The organism is Bacillus sp. FSL M8-0063 (assembly GCF_038005545.1).
Lineage (GTDB): Bacteria > Bacillota > Bacilli > Bacillales > Bacillaceae_G > Bacillus_A > Bacillus_A wiedmannii.
On record NZ_JBBOTJ010000001.1, the window covers coordinates 2869767 to 2889053 of the forward strand.

General features: G+C 34.8%; 21 protein-coding genes and 1 pseudogene. 1 reads left to right on the plus strand and 21 read right to left on the minus strand.

Annotated features, from left to right (window positions below):
• Positions 1-86: 86 nt before the first annotated feature.
• The 16 genes and pseudogenes from gntK to MKX31_RS14555 all read right to left on the minus strand — a co-directional run bounded on the left by gntK (position 87) and on the right by MKX31_RS14555 (position 14218).
• Positions 87-1628 carry a gluconokinase gene (gene gntK / locus MKX31_RS14485; protein WP_064475885.1) on the minus strand — a complete coding sequence of 514 codons (1542 nt, stop codon included), beginning with the start codon at positions 1626-1628 and terminating at the stop codon, positions 87-89.
• A gap of 268 nt (positions 1629-1896) precedes the next feature.
• Positions 1897-2565: a fructose-6-phosphate aldolase gene (fsa, locus tag MKX31_RS14490; RefSeq protein ID WP_000667683.1), complete on the minus strand. Its 669-nt coding sequence runs from the start codon at positions 2563-2565 to the stop codon at positions 1897-1899.
• 51 nt (positions 2566-2616) lie between these two features.
• Entirely contained in the window at positions 2617-3510 is an 894-nt protein-coding gene (gnd, locus tag MKX31_RS14495) for a phosphogluconate dehydrogenase (NAD(+)-dependent, decarboxylating) (protein WP_064475886.1), read from the minus strand.
• A gap of 95 nt (positions 3511-3605) precedes the next feature.
• Entirely contained in the window at positions 3606-5090 is a 1485-nt protein-coding gene (zwf, locus tag MKX31_RS14500) for a glucose-6-phosphate dehydrogenase (protein ID WP_340981037.1), read from the minus strand.
• A gap of 396 nt (positions 5091-5486) precedes the next feature.
• Complete coding sequence (locus MKX31_RS14505) at positions 5487-5996, minus strand: heme-degrading domain-containing protein (RefSeq protein WP_179876818.1); 510 nt, start codon at positions 5994-5996, stop codon at positions 5487-5489.
• A gap of 217 nt (positions 5997-6213) precedes the next feature.
• Complete coding sequence (locus MKX31_RS14510; RefSeq protein ID WP_242290285.1) at positions 6214-6621, minus strand: STAS/SEC14 domain-containing protein; 408 nt, start codon at positions 6619-6621, stop codon at positions 6214-6216.
• Positions 6622-6743: 122 nt separating this feature from the next.
• Positions 6744-8063 carry an aromatic amino acid transport family protein gene (locus MKX31_RS14515; protein ID WP_064475890.1) on the minus strand — a complete coding sequence of 440 codons (1320 nt, stop codon included), beginning with the start codon at positions 8061-8063 and terminating at the stop codon, positions 6744-6746.
• Positions 8064-9064: 1001 nt separating this feature from the next.
• Positions 9065-9154 (minus strand): annotated as a pseudogene (locus MKX31_RS29305) (DUF3888 domain-containing protein); the annotation flags it as partial.
• A gap of 40 nt (positions 9155-9194) precedes the next feature.
• Positions 9195-9530, minus strand: coding sequence for an IDEAL domain-containing protein (locus MKX31_RS14520; protein ID WP_064475891.1), 336 nt, complete (start codon positions 9528-9530; stop codon positions 9195-9197).
• A 125-nt stretch (positions 9531-9655) separates the two neighbouring features.
• Positions 9656-10069, minus strand: a complete 414-nt coding sequence (saiR, locus tag MKX31_RS14525; RefSeq protein WP_001083471.1) for an Rrf2-family transcriptional regulator SaiR — start codon at positions 10067-10069, stop codon at positions 9656-9658.
• Positions 10070-10263: 194 nt separating this feature from the next.
• Entirely contained in the window at positions 10264-10398 is a 135-nt protein-coding gene (locus MKX31_RS14530; RefSeq protein WP_000573513.1) for a BA3454 family stress response protein, read from the minus strand.
• 30 nt (positions 10399-10428) lie between these two features.
• Positions 10429-10824, minus strand: a complete 396-nt coding sequence (gene spxA, locus MKX31_RS14535; RefSeq protein ID WP_000236196.1) for a transcriptional regulator SpxA — start codon at positions 10822-10824, stop codon at positions 10429-10431.
• A 533-nt stretch (positions 10825-11357) separates the two neighbouring features.
• The gene (locus MKX31_RS14540; protein WP_064475893.1) at positions 11358-11924 is read right to left on the minus strand and encodes an SGNH/GDSL hydrolase family protein; all 567 of its coding nucleotides are present in this window, start codon (positions 11922-11924) and stop codon (positions 11358-11360) included.
• A gap of 16 nt (positions 11925-11940) precedes the next feature.
• Positions 11941-12765, minus strand: a complete 825-nt coding sequence (locus MKX31_RS14545; protein ID WP_064475894.1) for an MBL fold metallo-hydrolase — start codon at positions 12763-12765, stop codon at positions 11941-11943.
• A gap of 28 nt (positions 12766-12793) precedes the next feature.
• The gene (locus MKX31_RS14550) at positions 12794-13351 is read right to left on the minus strand and encodes a DUF7010 family protein (RefSeq protein WP_098111748.1); all 558 of its coding nucleotides are present in this window, start codon (positions 13349-13351) and stop codon (positions 12794-12796) included.
• Between the two features lie 27 nt (positions 13352-13378).
• Positions 13379-14218 carry a phosphotransferase family protein gene (locus tag MKX31_RS14555; RefSeq protein WP_098102714.1) on the minus strand — a complete coding sequence of 280 codons (840 nt, stop codon included), beginning with the start codon at positions 14216-14218 and terminating at the stop codon, positions 13379-13381.
• 176 nt (positions 14219-14394) lie between these two features.
• Between MKX31_RS14555 and MKX31_RS14560 the strand changes: the two genes are divergently transcribed.
• Positions 14395-14604 (plus strand): hypothetical protein, encoded by a 210-nt coding sequence (locus MKX31_RS14560; RefSeq protein ID WP_000801653.1) that lies wholly within the window; start codon positions 14395-14397, stop codon positions 14602-14604.
• 35 nt (positions 14605-14639) lie between these two features.
• Here MKX31_RS14560 and MKX31_RS14565 read toward each other — a convergent pair whose 3' ends face one another.
• The 5 genes from MKX31_RS14565 to MKX31_RS14585 form a co-directional block, all read right to left on the minus strand.
• The gene (locus tag MKX31_RS14565) at positions 14640-15539 is read right to left on the minus strand and encodes a PhzF family phenazine biosynthesis isomerase (RefSeq protein WP_340981038.1); all 900 of its coding nucleotides are present in this window, start codon (positions 15537-15539) and stop codon (positions 14640-14642) included.
• A gap of 11 nt (positions 15540-15550) precedes the next feature.
• On the minus strand, positions 15551-16324 hold the full coding sequence (locus MKX31_RS14570; protein WP_340981039.1) for a GNAT family N-acetyltransferase: 774 nt from the start codon (positions 16322-16324) through the stop codon (positions 15551-15553).
• On the minus strand, positions 16321-17025 hold the full coding sequence (locus tag MKX31_RS14575; RefSeq protein WP_098111746.1) for an SDR family NAD(P)-dependent oxidoreductase: 705 nt from the start codon (positions 17023-17025) through the stop codon (positions 16321-16323). Before MKX31_RS14575 ends, MKX31_RS14570 begins: the two co-directional genes overlap by 4 nt.
• Entirely contained in the window at positions 17022-17585 is a 564-nt protein-coding gene (locus MKX31_RS14580) for a GNAT family N-acetyltransferase (RefSeq protein ID WP_340981040.1), read from the minus strand. The genes MKX31_RS14575 and MKX31_RS14580 overlap by 4 nt, the downstream gene beginning before the upstream one ends.
• A gap of 144 nt (positions 17586-17729) precedes the next feature.
• On the minus strand, positions 17730-19232 hold the full coding sequence (locus MKX31_RS14585; RefSeq protein ID WP_064475901.1) for a class I adenylate-forming enzyme family protein: 1503 nt from the start codon (positions 19230-19232) through the stop codon (positions 17730-17732).
• Positions 19233-19287: the final 55 nt, after the last annotated feature.

Sequence of the window (19287 nt, forward strand, 5' to 3'; positions counted from 1 at the left end):
ACAACCTTAAACTATTTTTTGAAAGAACATCTAAAAAAACTTGAGTACCTCTTTATAAGTTACCATATTTCCCTGCCAAATAGCCTCTAAACCCACTTTTTCTGAAAAGCCGCTATACTCTCATATTCTTCTTCCAGATGACGGGCCAGACGAATATAGATCGGTATTAATTCTTTATATTTCTCCACACTTTCCATGTTTGGCTCATGATAAAAATTGGCACCTACCATATGAGAAACTACATGTAATGTATCTATTTCACCTAAGCTATATAACCCGAGGATTGCCGCTCCTAAGCAAGAGCTTTCGAAACTTTCAGGAACATATACGTCTTGATGAAAAATATCCGCCATCATCTGTCTCCAAAGTTCCGATCTGGCAAAGCCACCTGTCGCTTGAATTTTTTTCGGTTCACCAATTAGCTCTTTTAAAGCAAGAAGAACTGTATACAAGTTATAAATGATTCCCTCTAAAACAGCACGGATAAGATGCTCTTTCTTATGATGTAGCCCAAGCCCAAAGAAAGATCCACGCGCATTCGCATTCCATAAAGGAGCTCTTTCTCCTGCTAAATACGGATGAAATAATAAACCATCCGATCCAGGATTCACTTTCGCTGCTATTTCAGTAAGCAATTCATAAGGATCTTTTCCTAAGCGCTTCCCATGTTCAACTTCTAACGCACATAATTGGTCACGAACCCACCTAAAAATCATACCACCGTTATTAACCGGTCCACCAATTACCCAAAGGTCCTCAGTTAACGCATAACAAAAAGTCCTACCTTTCGGATCCGTTACAGGCTGATTTGTTACAACTCGCACCGCACCGCTCGTACCAATTGTAATAGCAACTACTCCAGGTTCTATTGCATTTACACCTAAATTCGATAGTACCCCATCACTCGCACCGACTATAAAAGGAGTAGTAACAAGTATATTCATCTCTCTTGCAAATTCTTCATCTAATCCTATTAAGCTGTGCGTCGTTGGAACGAGTTTAGAAAGCTTTCCCTCCGAAATTCCTGCAACACGAAGAGCTTCTTCATCCCATTTTAAAGATTTCAAATTGAACATCCCTGTTGCTGATGCTATAGAATAATCAATTACATATTCATTAAATAACTTATAGAAAACATACTCTTTAATTGAGATGAATTTATAGCTTTTTGCAAATAACTCAGCATGTTCATTTTTAAACCAAACTAATTTTGAAAGTGGTGACATAGGATGGATTGGTGTTCCAGTACGAAGGTAAATTTCATGACCATTCATATCATTTTTTATTTTTTCTGCCCAGCTTGCACTTCTATTATCTGCCCAAGTAATACATCTCGTTAACGGCTTCCCTGCTTCGTCTACAGCAATGACACTATGCATTGCCGAACTAAAAGAAACACAAAGAATATCAACTGGCTGCACATTACTCGATTGTATAGTTTCTTTAATCGTATGTATGACCGCTTGAAAAATCTCTTCTGGATCTTGTTCTGCTGTTTCTGGTGCGGGAGAATATAAAGGGTATTCAATTCCATGACTTGTAATAACTGATCCCTCCACCGAAAACAAAACTGATTTTGTACTAGTTGTCCCAATATCTACACCAATCATATATTTCGAGCTCACTATGTAACCCCTTTCAAATTATTCCTATAACAAAAGAGCACCATGATGTATACAAAAAGACGCTCCCTTATGAGAGCTACGTTTTCATAAACTTCACTCTCCATAAGGGGATCCTTTTTATAACCATTGTGCTGTTTTGAAAATGCATGGTGTCTTTTTATATCGCTGCTTTCACGTAATAAGGTACCAAACTCAGGATTTATTTTACAGGATGAAGTTACATAAAGATTGGTCCTCTCGTGAAAAAGCAATTTGTGAAAACTTTACTCCCTTATAACTTAGGCGCTTTCGCCCAATCCGCAGCAAACTTTTCAATACCTTGATCTGTTAGCGGATGCATAGCAAGTTGTTCAATGACTTTATAAGGAATTGTTGCAATGTGAGCACCTGCCATCGCTACACGAGTTACATGGTCTGGGTGTCTAACAGAAGCCGCAATAATTTGTGTATCTAATAGATGAATATCGAATAATTCAGCGATTTTAGCAACTAATAGTACGCCATCTTCAGAAATATCATCTAAGCGACCTAAAAATGGAGAAACGTACGTTGCACCTGCTCGAGCAGCTAAAAGAGCTTGGTTCACAGTGAAAATAAGTGTAACGTTCGTTTTCACACCTTTTTCAGTAAGGTAACGACAAGCTTCTAATCCTGCTAGTGTCATCGGCAGTTTTATTGTAACTTTTTCATCGCCACCGTTAATTTTAATCAGTTCTTCTGCTTGAGCAATCATCTCTTCGGCTGTAACAGCATCTGGCGTTACTTCTGCCGAAACAGATTCAACGTTAGGCACTGCCTGACAAATTTCTGCAATACGGTCTTCAAACTTAATGCCCTCTTTCGCTACTAAAGAAGGATTCGTTGTAACGCCAGCTAAAACACCTAGTTTATATGCCTTTTTTATGTCCTCAAGATTTGCAGTATCAATAAAAAACTTCATAATTTATTCCCTCCATTTTTTAAACGTTAACGAGTTATACTTTTAAAATGTTTATTTCTTTTCTACTGCATGTCCGCCAAATTCATTGCGCAGTGCTGCTACAACTTTCCCTGTAAATGTATCATTATCTAATGAGCGGTAGCGCATTAATAGAGACATTGCGATAACAGGAGTTGCTGTTTGAAGGTCTAATGCTGTTTCTACTGTCCATTTCCCTTCACCAGAAGAATGCATAACGCCCTTAATTTCATCCAGTTTTGCATCTTTAGAAAATGCATTTTCAGTCAATTCCATTAACCATGAACGAATAACTGAACCGTTGTTCCATACTCTTGATACTTTTTCATAATCGTAATCAAATTCACTCTTCTCTAAAACCTCAAATCCTTCACCAATAGCAGCCATCATTCCGTATTCAATTCCGTTATGAATCATTTTTAAGAAGTGACCGCTACCAGCTTTCCCTGCATATAAGAATCCATTTTCTACAGCTGTATCTCGGAAAATAGGTTCAACGATGTCCCAAGCTTCTTGATCTCCTCCGATCATGTAACACGCACCATTACGAGCACCTTCCATTCCGCCAGAAGTTCCTGCATCCATAAAGTGAATACCATCTTTCTTTAATTGCTCATATCGGCGAATAGATTCTTTATAATGTGAATTCCCTGCTTCAATTAAAATATCTCCTTTTGATAACAGCGGTGTAACCTCATTAATAACAGAATCAACAACAGCGTGCGGAACCATTACCCAAAGAATTCTTGGTGATTCCAACGATTGAACTAGTTCGTTTAAACTAGATACACCTGTAGCACCATACTCTTTCATTTCTTCCACTGCACTCGTATTTAAATCAAATGCAGCTACTTCATGTTTATGATCCATTAAATTCTTCCCTAAATTTAATCCCATTTTACCTAAACCAATTAATCCTACTCTCATAATATAATTCCTCCTTGAATTACCTTTCATCATAAATACATGTTAATAAAATGATGAATATCTTTTTTCATATTGCTTTACTTATAAGAATGTACTTATTTTTTCAATCCCTCATCTAACCACCATTTAAATTCACTTTCTTGTAATAGAGCATGGGCAGCATCTGGACCGTACGAACCTGATTTATATTCATGAAGGGGTAACAAGTTTTCTTCGAACGCTTCAAGTATTGGCTGCACCCATTCCCATGACAATTCAACTTCTCTCCAGTGTGCAAAGAATGTAGAATCTCCACATATAGCATCATAAATGAGTCTTTCATAAGCTTCCGGTATTCCCACTCCTGTTTGCTCACAAGTAAAATGAATACGAATCGGTTCAAGCTCTCCATTGTTCAATGGATTTTTACTATTTAATTGGAGCGAAACATTTTCATTTGGGCTAATTTCAATGATTAACAAATTAGGCTCCGCATTTGGATTACTTTCTTGATATTGCTGTTTTAACGTATTTTTAAATTCAATTACAATACGAGTAGACTTTTCTTTCATTCTTTTTCCTGTTCGTATATAAAAAGGAACATCAGTCCAAAATGGGTTATCAATCCATAAGCGAGCCGCAACATATGTATCTGTTTGAGAAGAAGGATTTACTCCTGGCTCATCTCTATACGCTACAACTTCTTGGCCTTTTATCTCCCCTGAAGCATATTGTCCGCGAATGATATGGTTCTGAACGTCTTCTTTTTTCACTTTACGAAGAGTTTCCATTACCTTTCGTTTTTCCTCACGAATTTCACATGCATTTATCTTTTCCGGCAGATTCATAGCAGTCATCATTAATATTTGCAACATATGATTTTGAACCATATCGCGAATGGCTCCTGCATGATCATAATATGCTGCCCTTTCTTCCACCCCAACCGTTTCACTAGCTGTTATTTGTACATTCGCAATATGTTCTTTATTCCAAATCGATTGAAGAACAGGATTTGCAAATTCAAGTGCTTCAATATTTTGAACCATCGGCTTACCTAAATAATGATCAATACGGTATATTTCGTCTTCTTCAAACGTTCGACTAAGCCTATCATTCAGCTCTCGGGCAGATGTAAGATCATGACCAAATGGTTTCTCAATCATTAGGCGCTTCCATCCAGCCGTTTTATCAAGTCCACTTTCTTTAATATTTAAAGCAATGGTCTCAAAGAAGTCAGGAGTAACTGAAAGGTAGAACATTCTATTCCCTTGTATATTTTGTTCTTCTTCCCTTTCACGAACTACTTGCAATAACCTTTTATAATCTTCTGGCTTATTCACATCTAACGGACAATAACGAAAATACTCTAAAAAATCTTCTATTTTCGGAGTACCTTCATCTTTGCGACGAGAAAAAGTTTCTATTGATTCTTTTACTCTTTTTTGAAAATCTACATGAGATACTTCACGTCTTCCAAGCCCAATAACGGATATTTGCTTCGGAAGCTTTTGATCTCTATATAAGTTATATAGCGCAGGGTAAATTTTCCTTTTCGCTAAATCCCCTGTTGCTCCAAATAAAACAAAGGTCATTGATTCCAATTTCAGTCCCCCTCGTGATGTATAGTCATTGTCACCTTAGTAAAAATGCATTGTACAGAAGCTACTATTATTGTTGATCCAACCTTACTTCTTAACTTCTAATTTTTTATATTTGTCGCTTTCTAATTGTCCCCAATATTAATAGTGGCAATTCAAAGCATTTTCCCCACATCCTACTTACTCATTGTAACTTACATAAAATAACTTAATTATCAAAAGTAATTAAGTTATTTTATGTCTATCATATTAACTACATAGATTATTACCGTCAAGAAAAGTGTCTCGAATTAAAGATTTTTTATTCCGCAACATCTTATTAGAAACATGTTCATTACATAAAATGAATAATAAAAAGGAAAAAACCGAACATATTCTTGTTCGGTTTTTTCCTTTTTACTATTGCTTCAAATGGTTTTTAACTGCCCTTATAACTAATTCATGATCTTCTTCTGGTGGTAATCCTGAAACTGTTATCATTCCAATAACTCCTACGTCTTTTATTTGGACAGGAACGCAGCCACCAAACGCAGCATAATCCGACCTATCTAAAAGATATTTTTCATTATATGGAACGCCCGTTAGTTCACTTTGTATTTGCATATAATACGAACTATGATTATGCAAAGAAACAACCCGTTTTTTACGCTCAATCCATTGCATATTTTCCGCAGTTGTTCCTGTCATCTTGAAATGAAATAGTTGCACACCATTTTTCGCTATATCAACAGCAATCAATTTCCCTTCCTTTTTCGCTGTTTCAACGATAAATAAACCTATTTGCAGTGCATCTTCATTTGTAAAAGAGGAAAATTGAAGTGTTTCCTCTTCTATTAATATTTGCTTACTTATTTCATTCAAATTTGAAGTACTCATATCTTTATCCCCCTTACTCACTTTATGCCACATTGATATTTTTCAATTTCTGTGACTCTATCGTACGGCCTTTCCATATAACTAATACCGTAAAGCGCACTCTTTTCTTCTTAGTGCTATTATGAATTATATTTAACGCATTAAAAATGTATGTCCTCTAGCGCTAAACATTTCGTATAGAAGTTTTCTTTTGGATACTACTTACAAGCTAAAAAAACCAGTTGCTTAAGCAACTGGTTCACTAAAAGTTTTATATAGGATATTCATTCAACCAAAGGAATGCTTGTTCATAGTCATCGGAAAATTTTACAGATTCTTTTGTATTGGACTGTTGTAAATAATTCAGTATCTCCCCTTCTTCAAGGAGAAAAGCAATTGCCTTACTGTGATTCAAAATCGTTTCATTGAAAAACTTCTCTTTCCATGCTTTTTGAACAGAAAAATGATCTGGCGTATATCCTTTTCTATCTACCAGCAATTTGTATTTTCTTCCCTCGGAAATGAATTGCTGACAAACCTGCTCGAAGCCATTAAACCATTCATAAACATCATCTGTTTTAATCTTGCCGATAAGACGGGTAACAATTATATCTCCCGAAACTGTTGTGCTAATATTCAGCTTACTCAACCTAGAATCATCTCCCTTAGCTACAATTATGCGGAAATATCACATAAAATCAATCAGATAAAATTGTTTCGCATTAAAAAAGGACAGACCCTCCAAACGGAGAAGCCTGTCCCAAAATTGTTCTATTTTATATTAGAACTAACAATCGTGAATTAGAATAATGATTTAATACTTGCTAAAACAGTAAGTACACCTACAATAATAACAAATACGTTACTCATTTTCCCTTTGTATTTAGCTAGTACTGGTACTTTATTGATTGCATACATCGGTAATAGACATAAGATAGCAGCAACTAATGGACCACTTAGAGAATCAATAAGTCCAAGAATACTTGGATTTGTATAAGCAACAAACCAGCATGATAATACAACAAAAGTAAGGACGATTGTCTTAATCGTTTTTTCTTCAATTACTTTTCCACGTGATTTACCGAACTTAATAATCATGTCACGCATTACTTCAAATGCTCCAATATAATGGCCAAGGAAAGATTTTGTAATAGCCACAAAAGCAATAATTGGAGCTGCAATCGTGATTACAGGTGAATTAAGCTCATTCGCAAGATATGAAAGGATTGATAAGTTTTGCTCTTTTGCCATTTTTAAATCTTCTGGAGTCAAGCTTAATGTACTACTCCAAACGAAGAACATAACTACAGCGAATGTCATAATATAACAAACTTTTTGTATTTGCGCACATTTAGCATCAGTAGCTTCTATTCCATACGTAGCTCTCTGCTTCACAACAAATGATGAAATCATAGGTGAATGATTAAATGAGAATACGATAATTGGTAGAATCAACAATATCGTTCCAAAATATCCTGTTCCTGTTGAAGCAGTAGAAACAGCTGAAAAGCTAAGCATTGACGTATTCCACTGTGGAATTAAAGATATTGCGATAAACAGTAGAGAAGCTATGAAAGGATACACTAGCATACTCATGATTTTTACAGTAATATCTTGACCAAAATTCAGTATAGCGATAAGACCAAGAACTAATACAAGTGATAAAATAGCTCTTGGAGGTTCTGGCATGTGCAATTGATGCACGATAAAACTACTTGCAGTATTTGTAAGCGCAACCGAATACATTAGTACGATTGTATAAATTGAACCGAAATATACGATGTTAAAAATGATACTTGCTTTATTTCCGAAATACTCTCTAATTGTACCTGTGATCCCCTCATCAGCAGAATTAGAAGCGTATATCATTTTAGCAAGTGCCCTATGTGAGTAATACATAACTGGATATGCAAGCAATGTAATTAGTAGTAATGATAATAAACCACCTGAACCTGCATTAATCGGTAAAAAGAGCACCCCTGCTCCAATTGCAGTTCCAAATAGACTCAATGCCCATGTAGTATCCTGCTTATGCCACTTTTTCGGATCTGCATATTGCTCATTTTTTAGTGCGGTATTTTCAGCTTGAACTTCTATTTTCTTTGCAGTATTCCCGTTCATATAATAACTCCCCCTTGTATCTATTCCTGCGTCTCTCTTTATAGCTAACAAATATTTACCTTTTTGGATAATGAATTCCTTACAAGTTGCCCCACATTGTATGTCCTTCATCATAATGAATCCAAATTGAAACATTCGTTAGTTAGCGTCCTAACATAAATGTTAGCGTTCACAAAAAAGTTTACTCGTAATATCCGCTCTTTATATAAAGACCGCTTAAGAGAACAATATTGAATAGACTTCATAAATACGTTGCAACATTTCTAATAACAATGTATTACTTTAATGGTTTCTCTGAATTACTTGTAACAGTAATTTTAGTTAAACCGGCCTCTCTTCATTTATGAGGCATTTCTTTCTCAATTCTATACATCACTTTCATAACTTCGGCAGCATTTATGGTATTGATTACACAAGCCACTGAAGCACTTTACATACATTTCGCCTCTAACCACACACCTTTCTTACTAGTAATCGCATTTTTTATATTTTCTCCAGAGATAATAAAATTTCTCTCGACGCCCTCATTATAACGTGTATATTTATAAAATTAATATTTTTATATTTTCTGAAATATTAAATGGATATAATTTTACATGGATAATACTTTACAGTTAGCATGCAACCCTTGTTCCTATCACTTATAACGGAATTAATCAGCATAAAATACAGTAAAATATTGTTTATTTAAGCTACTCATTTTAAAAATATTTATATTCTTCTTTATCGAAAAATTTTATTTCAAACTAAAAAAGATATTCTAATAAATAATTAACGTGGTGAAAAAGAAATATCTTTTTAAATGTATAAACCAATTTTCAGGATATATATTATAGGCATTGCATTCATATACATTTTTAGGAAAATACATATTTTAACTTGATGGCAATGAGAGAACCGCTAATATTTCGCAAAACCTAAGCTAAACGAAAAAATAAGCTGCCCATATGGACAGCTTATTTACATCATTATTAGGATCGGGTAAACAAATCACTTCAATGTCATCTTAATTGTAGTTTTTTCAACTCTTCTTCAGGGATATTCCTATGTTTGTAATGAATTGGTTTTATTTCATTTCCTTTTAGATAATATTATTGATTATTGCACGATTCAACCGAATAATATAATACGTTAAAATCCCTCATTAACTAGCTCTTTTATCGAGTTTAATTTTGCAGAAAGCTCAATAAACCATTCTTCATCCCCTGTTAATAATGCAAGGTCTATAAGATAAAGGATTTGCTCCTTATTTATTATCTTTGATTCAGGGAGTTTGTTAACGTGTTTACTAAAGAGTAAAATCGCTTCGTTCATTGTGTACTTATCGTCACGTTTCACAATGCTAACTGTAACTACATCTTCCACTTCATCAAGTGATACAATGTAACCAACTATGAATTCACCCTCATTTGATATTCCACGAACCCAATCTCCCACTTTTAAAACATGATTATTATTTGACATCATACTTTTTCACCTTCTTATAAATATTTTTTGTAACGATAAACAATATATAAAAACTAACTTAAACTGTAAAATTTTTCATTACAGTTATTTTTTAAGAACTCACGGCTACATAATAATTAAGCCGCTTAACGTTCTTGATTAATAAGGTCAACAACTTCTTTCATTGTATAATTCTTTAAATATTCACCTAGATGTTCTTCCGCACCTAAGAAAATAGCAAAAAGAACTTTCCGCATGTTCGAACCTACAATACACTGATCATTTGATTCTGGACACTTCGGTTGCAATGCACCTTCAGAGGTTATTTGATACATATTCCAAAGATTAATTTCACTTAAATCACGGGCAAAAATAAATCCTCCACCCGTTCCCTCTTTTGATTGTATAAACTTATGTTTTTTTAACAAACTTAGCACTTTGCGAATGCGTACTGGATGAACACCTGCACTTTCTGAAATAGCATTACTTGTTGACATCCGATCTGGCTGTAAAGCTAAATAAGTTAAACTGTGAATGGCCAAAGTAAAGTCGCTGTTCATTGTTGTCCTCCTACGATAAAAAATATGATGTCTCGTTTAGTAACATACTGTAGCCATAAATATTACAGATAGGTTAGTCAAACGTTAAAATATATAAGAAGCATGCTTAGCATGAAAAATTAAATCCCTTTATATTCTATCAGAACTCCCCTATATCTCCTAACTTCATTTAGCTTTTTAAGTTGCAACTAAATTTAAACAGTCCACTGTTTCTTAACTTGTTCTTCTGCCAATTGTTTAATTTTTGTCCAAATCGTATCTTTACTCACAATAACATTTGTATGATAGTTTCTATCTTTATAATTAACTGTAACACATACTTCAATCACTTCTGTTTCCTCCTTTCAAAATATTACTTATTAATTAGCCATTTTTTGCAATTCAATATTCAAAAATGTTCGAACGCTACGCGGTAAAAATTTGCGAATTTCTTCCTCGTTAAAACCAACCTGTAATCTTTTTTCGTCCAGCATAATTGGACGACGTAACATTTGAGGATACTCAATTATTAATTTATAAAACTCATTAAGCGAAAGCGCCTCAATATTTATATTTAATTCCTGAAAAGTTTTAGATCTAGTTGAAATAATTTCAGTAGCACCATCTTCAGTTAAACGAAGAATGGATTTAAGTTCATCAACTGTAAGCGAATTTGATACGATATTTTTTTCGGTATAATCAATTTGATGTTCTTCAAGCCATGCTTTTGCTTTTCGGCATGAACTACAGCTTGCTGTCGTATATAAAATCACCATATTTTACACACTCCTTTACTTTTTAAAATTATTATATAGATTATTGAAATGTATTAAAAAAAATTACAGTTTAGAATGAAATACACGTTATATTATTTATTCGACAATATTTAATTTATCTGTTTTTTACAAACGATGGTAACTCACTTCTAAAAACTATACTGTAATTTTAAACTTTACAGTTTGATTAATCAACTGTTAAGTCTTGGATGCATTCCATTAGCGGACCAAATCATTTTCTTTTGTACGAATGTCTCATAGTTTTACGGCTAACCACCTCTTTAAAGTACATTTTATCCCACTATTTGAGTGCACCGCCTCAAAATTTGGCAAGAACAAAAAAGTTAGGTCGAAGTCAGGCTCCCCATAATAACTCGATTGGTGCGATCTACTTATATTTCACTTTATTCATTTCATTTTTACATGTGCTACTATGAAATATATTTAGCATATTAAACGCTACTGCATTGAACACAGCAGCATTGTAGGAGGAAATACGCGAGCAAAAAAGCAAAGCGCGCACACTTTGCTTCTTACAAAATCCCTTTTAACTTTTTACCAATTAACTCCGCTAAATATTCATAACCTTGTCGTCCAAAATGTAAACCGTCTTTTTCATCATCTTCTACAAATCTTTTATAATGAGGCTCTTGAATCATTTCAGCATATAAATTTAGAAAATAACTTCCTGTTTCCTTTGCCACTTCCTCTACTACGTCTGCATACTGACCAAGTACTTTATTGGTTCTATTATGCTGGCGTTCTTCATCAACTGGCGCAGGACTAATAAGTAATACTTTTTCTGGTGAAATCATACTTATAATCTTCTCTAGATTGTCTTTGTATACTTGTAATGGTACTGGATCAAATAATACCGAATCATTCGTACCAAGAAAAACTGTGACAAAATCTGGTTTATGTGATAGTACATCATCTTCAACCCTATGTAACGCATCGAACGTATTATCACCCGGAACCCCCGCATTTACCACCTTCCAATTTGGAAACATCTCTTGCAAACGCGGTGTTAATCTCGGCGTTCCATCAAAAAACGTTTCATCAGCTGTAATACTATCACCGAAGCATACTAACGTTTTCATAGAGCTAATTCTCCTTTTACGTACGAAATAACTTTCCTTCTACCGCCTTAATATATCTTTCAGCAGAACGTTCCACTGCCTCATTTGCATTTTCTTTCACTACTCCGTGAAAAGCATTATATAAACGATTAAATTGTAATGGCTTCACTCGATTCGCCATTTCTTCCACTTTTCTCGCCGGTAATGGAATTAAGTTCGGATAGCTGTACATGAAACTCACCCACTGCTGATCCGCTACAACTTGAATAATATCACCTGTTAATAAAATACCTTTCCCATCATTTCCTTCTTCCCAATGTAATACAGAACCGCCGCTAAAATGTCCTCCGAGACGATGAATAGTAATTCCGTCCGCTAATTGTAAAGACTCACCAGACCAGTAAATAATACGACTACTCGGGCGTACTACCCACTCTTTATCGTCTTCATGTATATAAATTGGTACATTAAACGTTTCTGCCCATTCTACTTGCGTTGAATAATAATGAGGATGAGATAGTGCGATCGCATCTAACCCGCCCCACTCTTTTATCTTCTCAATTGTCGTTTCATCTAAATAAGTAATGCAATCCCATAATAAACGATAGGAATCCGTTTTTACGACAAATGCTGTTTGACCGATCGCAAATTTCGGTTTTGTCGTAATGCTATAAAGTCTATGCTCTTCTTCTATCATTTCATTTTTATATGTATCAATCGTTCGCAAGTTTTCTAAAGTCGTCCAACACTGCCCTTTCAGATTCACATATTGTCGCTCCTCATCACAAATAACACAACTTACCGGTTCTTCCACACCCGCTGCATACTGTACGCCGCACGTTGTACAAACGAAATTTTTCATAATAATTCCCCCTATCCCTATATTTTTATTAAGCTGATTTTTGTTGATAATGATCTATTTTTTTATTTTCAATTACTAAACCTATTAGAGTTAGTAAGTAGACAACTGTAACTGACACTGGAATTACAGTAAATCCATTGTCAGCAAAAAGAATCCCGCAAACTGACGTTACGAATACGGTCCCTACTGACAGTAAACCATAACTTTTACTTTCATAAATCCATACGTACGGTACAAAATGAACACCTATTAACATCGCTACTACAAAAGGTAACCACTCTGGAAATTGAAAATAGGCAAGTAACACAAACGGAATATTTAATACATTTATCCCGCCAATTAATCCAGCTAAAGTCCCTAGCGGATTCCCCTTCGCAAACATGTCAATTTTTAATATGGCAGCTATCATTAAGCCACAAGGAAACACACAACCCATACCAATTAAATACACCCACACAACTTGCTTTTCTGAAAGAAAAACACCCGTTATACTCGCTATAACCCAAAATAAAATACCAGCTATTATAACTGGAAATCCTTTTTTCGTTCTTTGTGCTAAATCTCGTTTTGCTTCTGCTATGTTCATTTCACTATCTCCTCCAAACTATTTGTACTATAAAGCCGGCTCAATTTCGCCCATCCAATAACGCCAAGCTACTAAATAATCTTCTAAATCTTTCGGGTGGTGTCTTACACATGTATCTATACGCAAATATAATCCTATGACTATTTCTTCGTATAAATCTCGTTCTGTTTTATGAAATACACATTGTTTCATCACATAATCAATCGTTTCTTTTGTTATATCTTCTGGAGTTGAACAGAACGCGTAAATTAAATCATATAAAGGATCTCCTAAAACAGGTAACGGATCAATTACCCCATGTAACCTATTCTCTCGAAATATAAAATTATGAAATCCGAAATCACCATGTAATAAAAAGGGCTGATTTACTCCGGCACCCCTATTTGCTAGTTTTAGAACAATTCTATAATCTTCCTCACTTATGTAACGTCTTACATTTTCATAAGCTTCCATCACATTTGTCGTTAAAAATTCATTCCAAGTTTGAACCGGACTCTCTTTCCATCCCCAGCCTTCTGCCTCTGGAACCATTTTATACTTATTGATAACTTCTTTTACAAGTGTACGAAGCGTACTTCGTTTATATCCTTGTTCGCACGAAGTATTACCTTCAAGGAAAGAATACACGAAATATGTATGTAAAGGTTCCTTATACAAAAGCTTTGAAAATAAAGTATTCCCCTCATAAAAAGAAAGAAAATTAGCTTCTTCACGTATTACTTCCGCTTCATTCAGCTTTACTACATATTTTTCGTCCAACAAATATACAGTACTTGTCGTTCCTCCGTTCAACACTTTTACGCTATTTGGATCATGTGAAATAACTTTCTCCTTAACTAGTTGTGCAGCAATTATTGAAATGTCCATTCCCTCACCATTTAATTCCGAGGATTCCCTCAATTCAAAAGACAACTTTACTATTATTTGACAAACGGATAGGAAACCCCTTCCAAAATCTTAATATAACAAAAAATCATTTACTTTTATATTTCAAAAATAAGGAAATACTAACAACAACGTTACATACCTATTAGGAGGACAATATGAAACCTGAATTTTTAAAAGCAGTACATGATGCCATTGGAAATGTCGAACACATTCATATAGAAGAAAGCGGTGCTGACAGCTTACTTATCCATCATGATGATGCACAGCAGTTACAACAAGTCGCTAAAACATTAGAAAACAACAATTTCCGCTCTGCTTTAAGAACGACTGGAGATGCTTCGTATATTGAAGTGTTGAACAGATAACGTAAAGCCCTGGCTATATGCCGGGCTTTCTTCTTTTATATTGAAACTTCAAACTCATTCACATACACCGCTGTTCCAGCAATATCTATTTGTAATCTCTTATTTTCTCCATCTTTCGTTACATATACGGTTACACGACCATCTTTATTCATTTCCTGTCCTTGTTCAACGATTAACTCCATTTCATGGTCAAAATCTTTCTCCACATACATCGCATAGTACGCTCCCATCACACCTGAAGCCGTTCCTGTCACTGGATCTTCAATCGTTCCCGCATAAGCCAATGAGAAATGGCGCCCATGCATTTGTGCCTGCTCATCATAAGTTTCTAAACAAACTGGATGAATAGAAACGTTAGGTATTTCTTTTAATACCGATGGAAACACTTCATTGTTAGGCTTCATCTTCTCACATACATCTAGATTTTTCACCGGTACAATTACAGTCCAGTTCCCCGTACTTCCATATACAATCGGTAAACTTACATCTAAATCCTTTACGTCCAAACCAATGCTATGAGCTAATTCACCTTTTGAACCTGCAAAATCTTTAAACTGAGGTGCTGCCTGCCTCATTTTAATAAAGGCTTCTCCCTTATCATTTACATCTATTTGTATTGGTAAAATTCCTGCCTTCGTTTCAATCGTAAAATTTGTTTTCTCTTCTAATAAACCTCTTTCACGCAAGGCAAATATTGTCCCAACTGTCCCATGACCACATACATCCATTTCAAAACGAGGTGTAAAATAGCGCATTCTTATATCTGCTACTTTTGAAGAAAGAACGAAAGACGTTTCGTTAAATCCAACTTTTTCAGCAATATGCTGCATCTCCTCTTCCGTTAATCCATCTGCCTCTAATACAACACCTGCTGGATTACCCATATTTGGTCTATTCGTAAATGCGTCGTAATGAAATACGTTTATGTTCTTCATTTTCTTTTCTCCTAACCTTCTTTAAAAATTTTATAATAAAGCTCTATCTCCGTTTTCACCGAACAATTATTTCTCCAAAATATCTTCTGCATCTTTTCATTTGAAGTATGTGTGCTTCCGATGTAATAAGTAGCACCCATTTCCTTTAACATATGTAACGATTGAAGATGCAGTTGGGAAGAGATTCCTTTCCCACGATAATGAGGCATTACCCCAAAGTAAAATAATCGTCCTTCATTTTCCGTTCCAGACTCTATATGCGGTATGGACAAACCAATTGGATCATTTTCATTATAAAAAACAATGCATGACTTTTCCCAACCTTTACCTATCTCCGTTTGCACTGAATAAAAATGCTCATCAATATTTAAAATTGAAGTTTGATTTCCTGAATCCGCCATACATTGCTCCCAAATGTATTTAAATTCTTTTTCCGATAACGTCTCTTCTATTGAACCGTATGTAAATCGTTTGTTAAGCGCCTCTACATTGTCTAACCCTCTACACACTTCTATCTTTGCTGCATGTAAAGAAAAATCCGCATCAAGTAACACCCTCGCACTTGAGTTATAACTACTAAACCTTTTGTTTAATACAATACTCGCTCTTTTTAACTCCCAGTTAAAACAAATTTCTTCAAATCTACTTATCTTCTCTTTATAAGTTTGTACGTTATAAAAAATATCTTCTTCTATCTCTTCAATCGTTACTGCATTTGGTAAACCATTTAATACTTTTTTTGAAGGACCAAATAAACTTTGAACAACTGTAAGATCGTACTTCACCACTTCAATTCCCCTACACCCGGCTCAATAAACTTCCCTGAAACATCCTCATTTGAATCGATTACCCAATCAAATATATTTTGCGCTCCTTCAGCCGGAGTCATATTCGCATCAAAGGCACCAATGTCAGTCTTTAATTTCCCAGGATGAATTGCCGTTACACGAATTCCTTTATTCTCAAACTCTTGTTGTAAGCAGAGTGTTAACATATTTTGTGCAGCTTTAGCAATTCGATAGGAATATGAGAACTGACCTTGCGGAAATTCTTTGTTCGCCATTTTATGTAATGATCCTAATCGAGAGGACACATTTATTATTCTCGGATGATCCGATTTAGCTAAAGCCACATAGGTACCTTTTACAGCTCGAATTACACCTAAGCAATGAATATTAAATAAGTCTGTTAACTCTTCTGAATTCGTATGTAAAATCTCAGTCTCCTTTCCAGTAATTCCAGCGTTATTTATAACTAGATCAATATGCTCCGTATATTCCTTAAGCTGGTTCTTAATTCGCTCCGTACTCTCATCAATCGATAAGTCTGCCATTATAGGAAAACATCTACAACTAAACATTTGCTTCAATTGCGTAACCGCAACCTCAGTTCTAACTAACGGATAAACGATATGCCCATGTTCATGAAATACTTTTACTAACTGTAACTCTAATCCACGATTTCCACCTGTAATTAGAACTCTCATTTTTCCATCTCCTTATTTTTAAAATAAATAAGAAAATCCATCCACTTACCATTCTCTAAAGAAAACGCCTCTCTCTTGCATTCAAAAGAAAAACCTGCTCGTTCCGCAAGACGAATGGATGGCTCATTATCAACATGTATATGTAATTCAATTCTATGAAAATGAAGACTATTAAAAAATAACGATAACGCAGCTTTCACACTTTCCATGCCATATCCATTTTTCCAGTATTGATTATGTATGGAATAGCCCATCATCGCCCATTGATAGTCCATACGTAAAATTTTTATTAGCTCTAGCTTTCCAATATTAGCCCCATCTTCTTTACGAAAAATACCTAATACATACATCTCATCTCGATGCGCTGCTTCATCAAAACCTCTTATCCATTCCGTGAACCATTCTTTTGTTGAAGACGACATATCATGATAGCCATCATCGTATTTATACTGAGCTGGTAACCGCATTCGAAATCTATCTAACCAACTTTCATAATCATTTTTTTGGAACTGACGAATCATAAGTCTCTCTGTCTCTACTTGTAATAGCGGCAGCTTCATTTATATCTCTTCCTTTAATTAATGATTGAATATTCTTTATTATCTTACAAGAAATACAAAATCTAGTAAATTATTATGTTCTTTACAAGTAAAAATCCAGTCATGCTCACTGCATAACTGGATTTCTCATCATCTAATAACTTTTTATTTTACAAGTACATCTTCCCTTAATTCCCTCTTCAACACTTTCCCTAAAGCATTTTTCGGTAATTTTTCCATAAATACAACTTCGGGTATTTTATAACTTGCTAATTTTCCTTTACAATGCTGTATAATTTCTTCTTCCGTTAAAGACGTTTGCATGTCTTTTACAATGTACGCTGTCGGAATCTCTCCCCAAAAGTCATCTGAAACCCCAACTACTGCAACTTCTAAAACACCATGTATTTCATGAATAACATCTTCTACTTGATCTGGATATACGTTGTCACCACCGCGTATGATAACGTCTTTATATCTTCCCATAATATGCAGGAATCCGTCATCATCTATCATGCCAGCATCGCCCATGTTAAACCAACTATCTTTTACTACCTTCTTTGTCGCCTTTTCATTATTCCAATACCCTTTAAACATGTATGGACTTCTTACATGAATCTCTCCAATTTCATTTGTTGTTAGTTCATCACCTGTTTCTGGATGAACAATTTTCAGCTCTACATGTTTCAGTGTTTTCCCTACAGAAGACATCTTTTCTTTTCCCATCATTGGATGCCATGAAGTTACAACCCAACCTTCTGTACTCCCATATCCTTGCACCATATATATTCCTTTTTCCATATATTTTTGAATGAGGGTTTCTGGCACTTTTGTACCACCACTTTGCGCTACTTTAAAAGTTGAAATGTTTCGTTCCTTTTTATTTAGCTCATCCAGCATGTAGCTATAAACAGCTGGGAACGCAAGCATCGTCGTAATTTTCTCTTCTTCAATCTTATCCCAAATTAGAGTAGGATTCGAATCAGCTAAGAAAATCATCGTAACACCATGATAAATACAATTTAAAATAGAAAGCACGCCACTCATATGAAATAATGGATGCACGGATAAAAAGCGTTCACCTGCAGGAAATTCTCTTTGCCCCGCAATTTCAGTAAAATAATGATGTAAGTTTTTATGTCCAATTACACATGCTTTTGCCTGTCCAGTCGTTCCTGAAGTAAATAAGTAAATCGCATCATCATCTTCATGAACTTCTACGTTCGGCTCTGTACTTGGCTGTTCTTGTAATGTTAATTCAAACGAACCAAAACCTTCTTCTGTCGTTTTCATTACATAAGGAATTTCTTTAACAGCATCAATCTTTAATAAAACTTCACTAAATTCTTCATCAATAACTAACACTTTTAATTTCGCTTCTTTTACAATCGTTTCTAGTTCATAAACAGTAAGCTGATGATTTAGCGGAATACATACCGCTCCAATTTTTAAACTTGCCATCATAACGCTTGGAAACAGGTGATTATTTTTGCATAGTATTCCTATACGATCGCCTCTTTGCACACCATTATGTAACAAATAATGTGCAAGCTGATTTACTCGTTCATTATACTGCTGAAACGAATACCGTTTCTCTCCGCCTACAAGCGCTTCCAAATTTGGTGATTGCATTGCTCTTTTTTGTAATAATTTTTGCATCGTTCTCAAGTAAAACTCCCCTTTATATATGTTAGGTTTTTTATTTTACCAGATTAACTATTAA

Bases quoted from the DNA above. Each gene is read 5' to 3' on its own strand.
- MKX31_RS14550 (WP_098111748.1), bottom strand. From the start codon at position 13,351: ATGAACATAGCAGAAGCAAAACGAGATTTAGCACAAAGAACGAAAAAA.
- MKX31_RS14505 (WP_179876818.1), bottom strand. From the start codon at position 5,996: ATGTGGCATAAAGTGAGTAAGGGGGATAAAGATATGAGTACTTCAAAT.
- fsa (WP_000667683.1), bottom strand. From the start codon at position 2,565: ATGAAGTTTTTTATTGATACTGCAAATCTTGAGGACATAAAAAAGGCA.
- MKX31_RS14545 (WP_064475894.1), bottom strand. From the start codon at position 12,765: ATGAAAAATTTCGTTTGTACAACGTGCGGCGTACAGTATGCAGCGGGT.
- MKX31_RS14520 (WP_064475891.1), bottom strand. From the start codon at position 9,530: ATGATGTCAAATAATAATCATGTTTTAAAAGTGGGAGATTGGGTTCGT.
- MKX31_RS14540 (WP_064475893.1), bottom strand. From the start codon at position 11,924: ATGAAAACGTTAGTATGCTTCGGTGATAGTATTACAGCTGATGAAACG.
- MKX31_RS14575 (WP_098111746.1), bottom strand. From the start codon at position 17,025: ATGAGAGTTCTAATTACAGGTGGAAATCGTGGATTAGAGTTACAGTTA.
- MKX31_RS14565 (WP_340981038.1), bottom strand. From the start codon at position 15,539: ATGAAGAACATAAACGTATTTCATTACGACGCATTTACGAATAGACCA.
- saiR (WP_001083471.1), bottom strand. From the start codon at position 10,069: ATGAACAGCGACTTTACTTTGGCCATTCACAGTTTAACTTATTTAGCT.
- spxA (WP_000236196.1), bottom strand. From the start codon at position 10,824: ATGGTGATTTTATATACGACAGCAAGCTGTAGTTCATGCCGAAAAGCA.
- gnd (WP_064475886.1), bottom strand. From the start codon at position 3,510: ATGAGAGTAGGATTAATTGGTTTAGGTAAAATGGGATTAAATTTAGGG.
- MKX31_RS14515 (WP_064475890.1), bottom strand. From the start codon at position 8,063: ATGAACGGGAATACTGCAAAGAAAATAGAAGTTCAAGCTGAAAATACC.
- MKX31_RS14580 (WP_340981040.1), bottom strand. From the start codon at position 17,585: ATGAAGCTGCCGCTATTACAAGTAGAGACAGAGAGACTTATGATTCGT.
- MKX31_RS14555 (WP_098102714.1), bottom strand. From the start codon at position 14,218: ATGGACATTTCAATAATTGCTGCACAACTAGTTAAGGAGAAAGTTATT.
- MKX31_RS14560 (WP_000801653.1), top strand. From the start codon at position 14,395: ATGAAACCTGAATTTTTAAAAGCAGTACATGATGCCATTGGAAATGTC.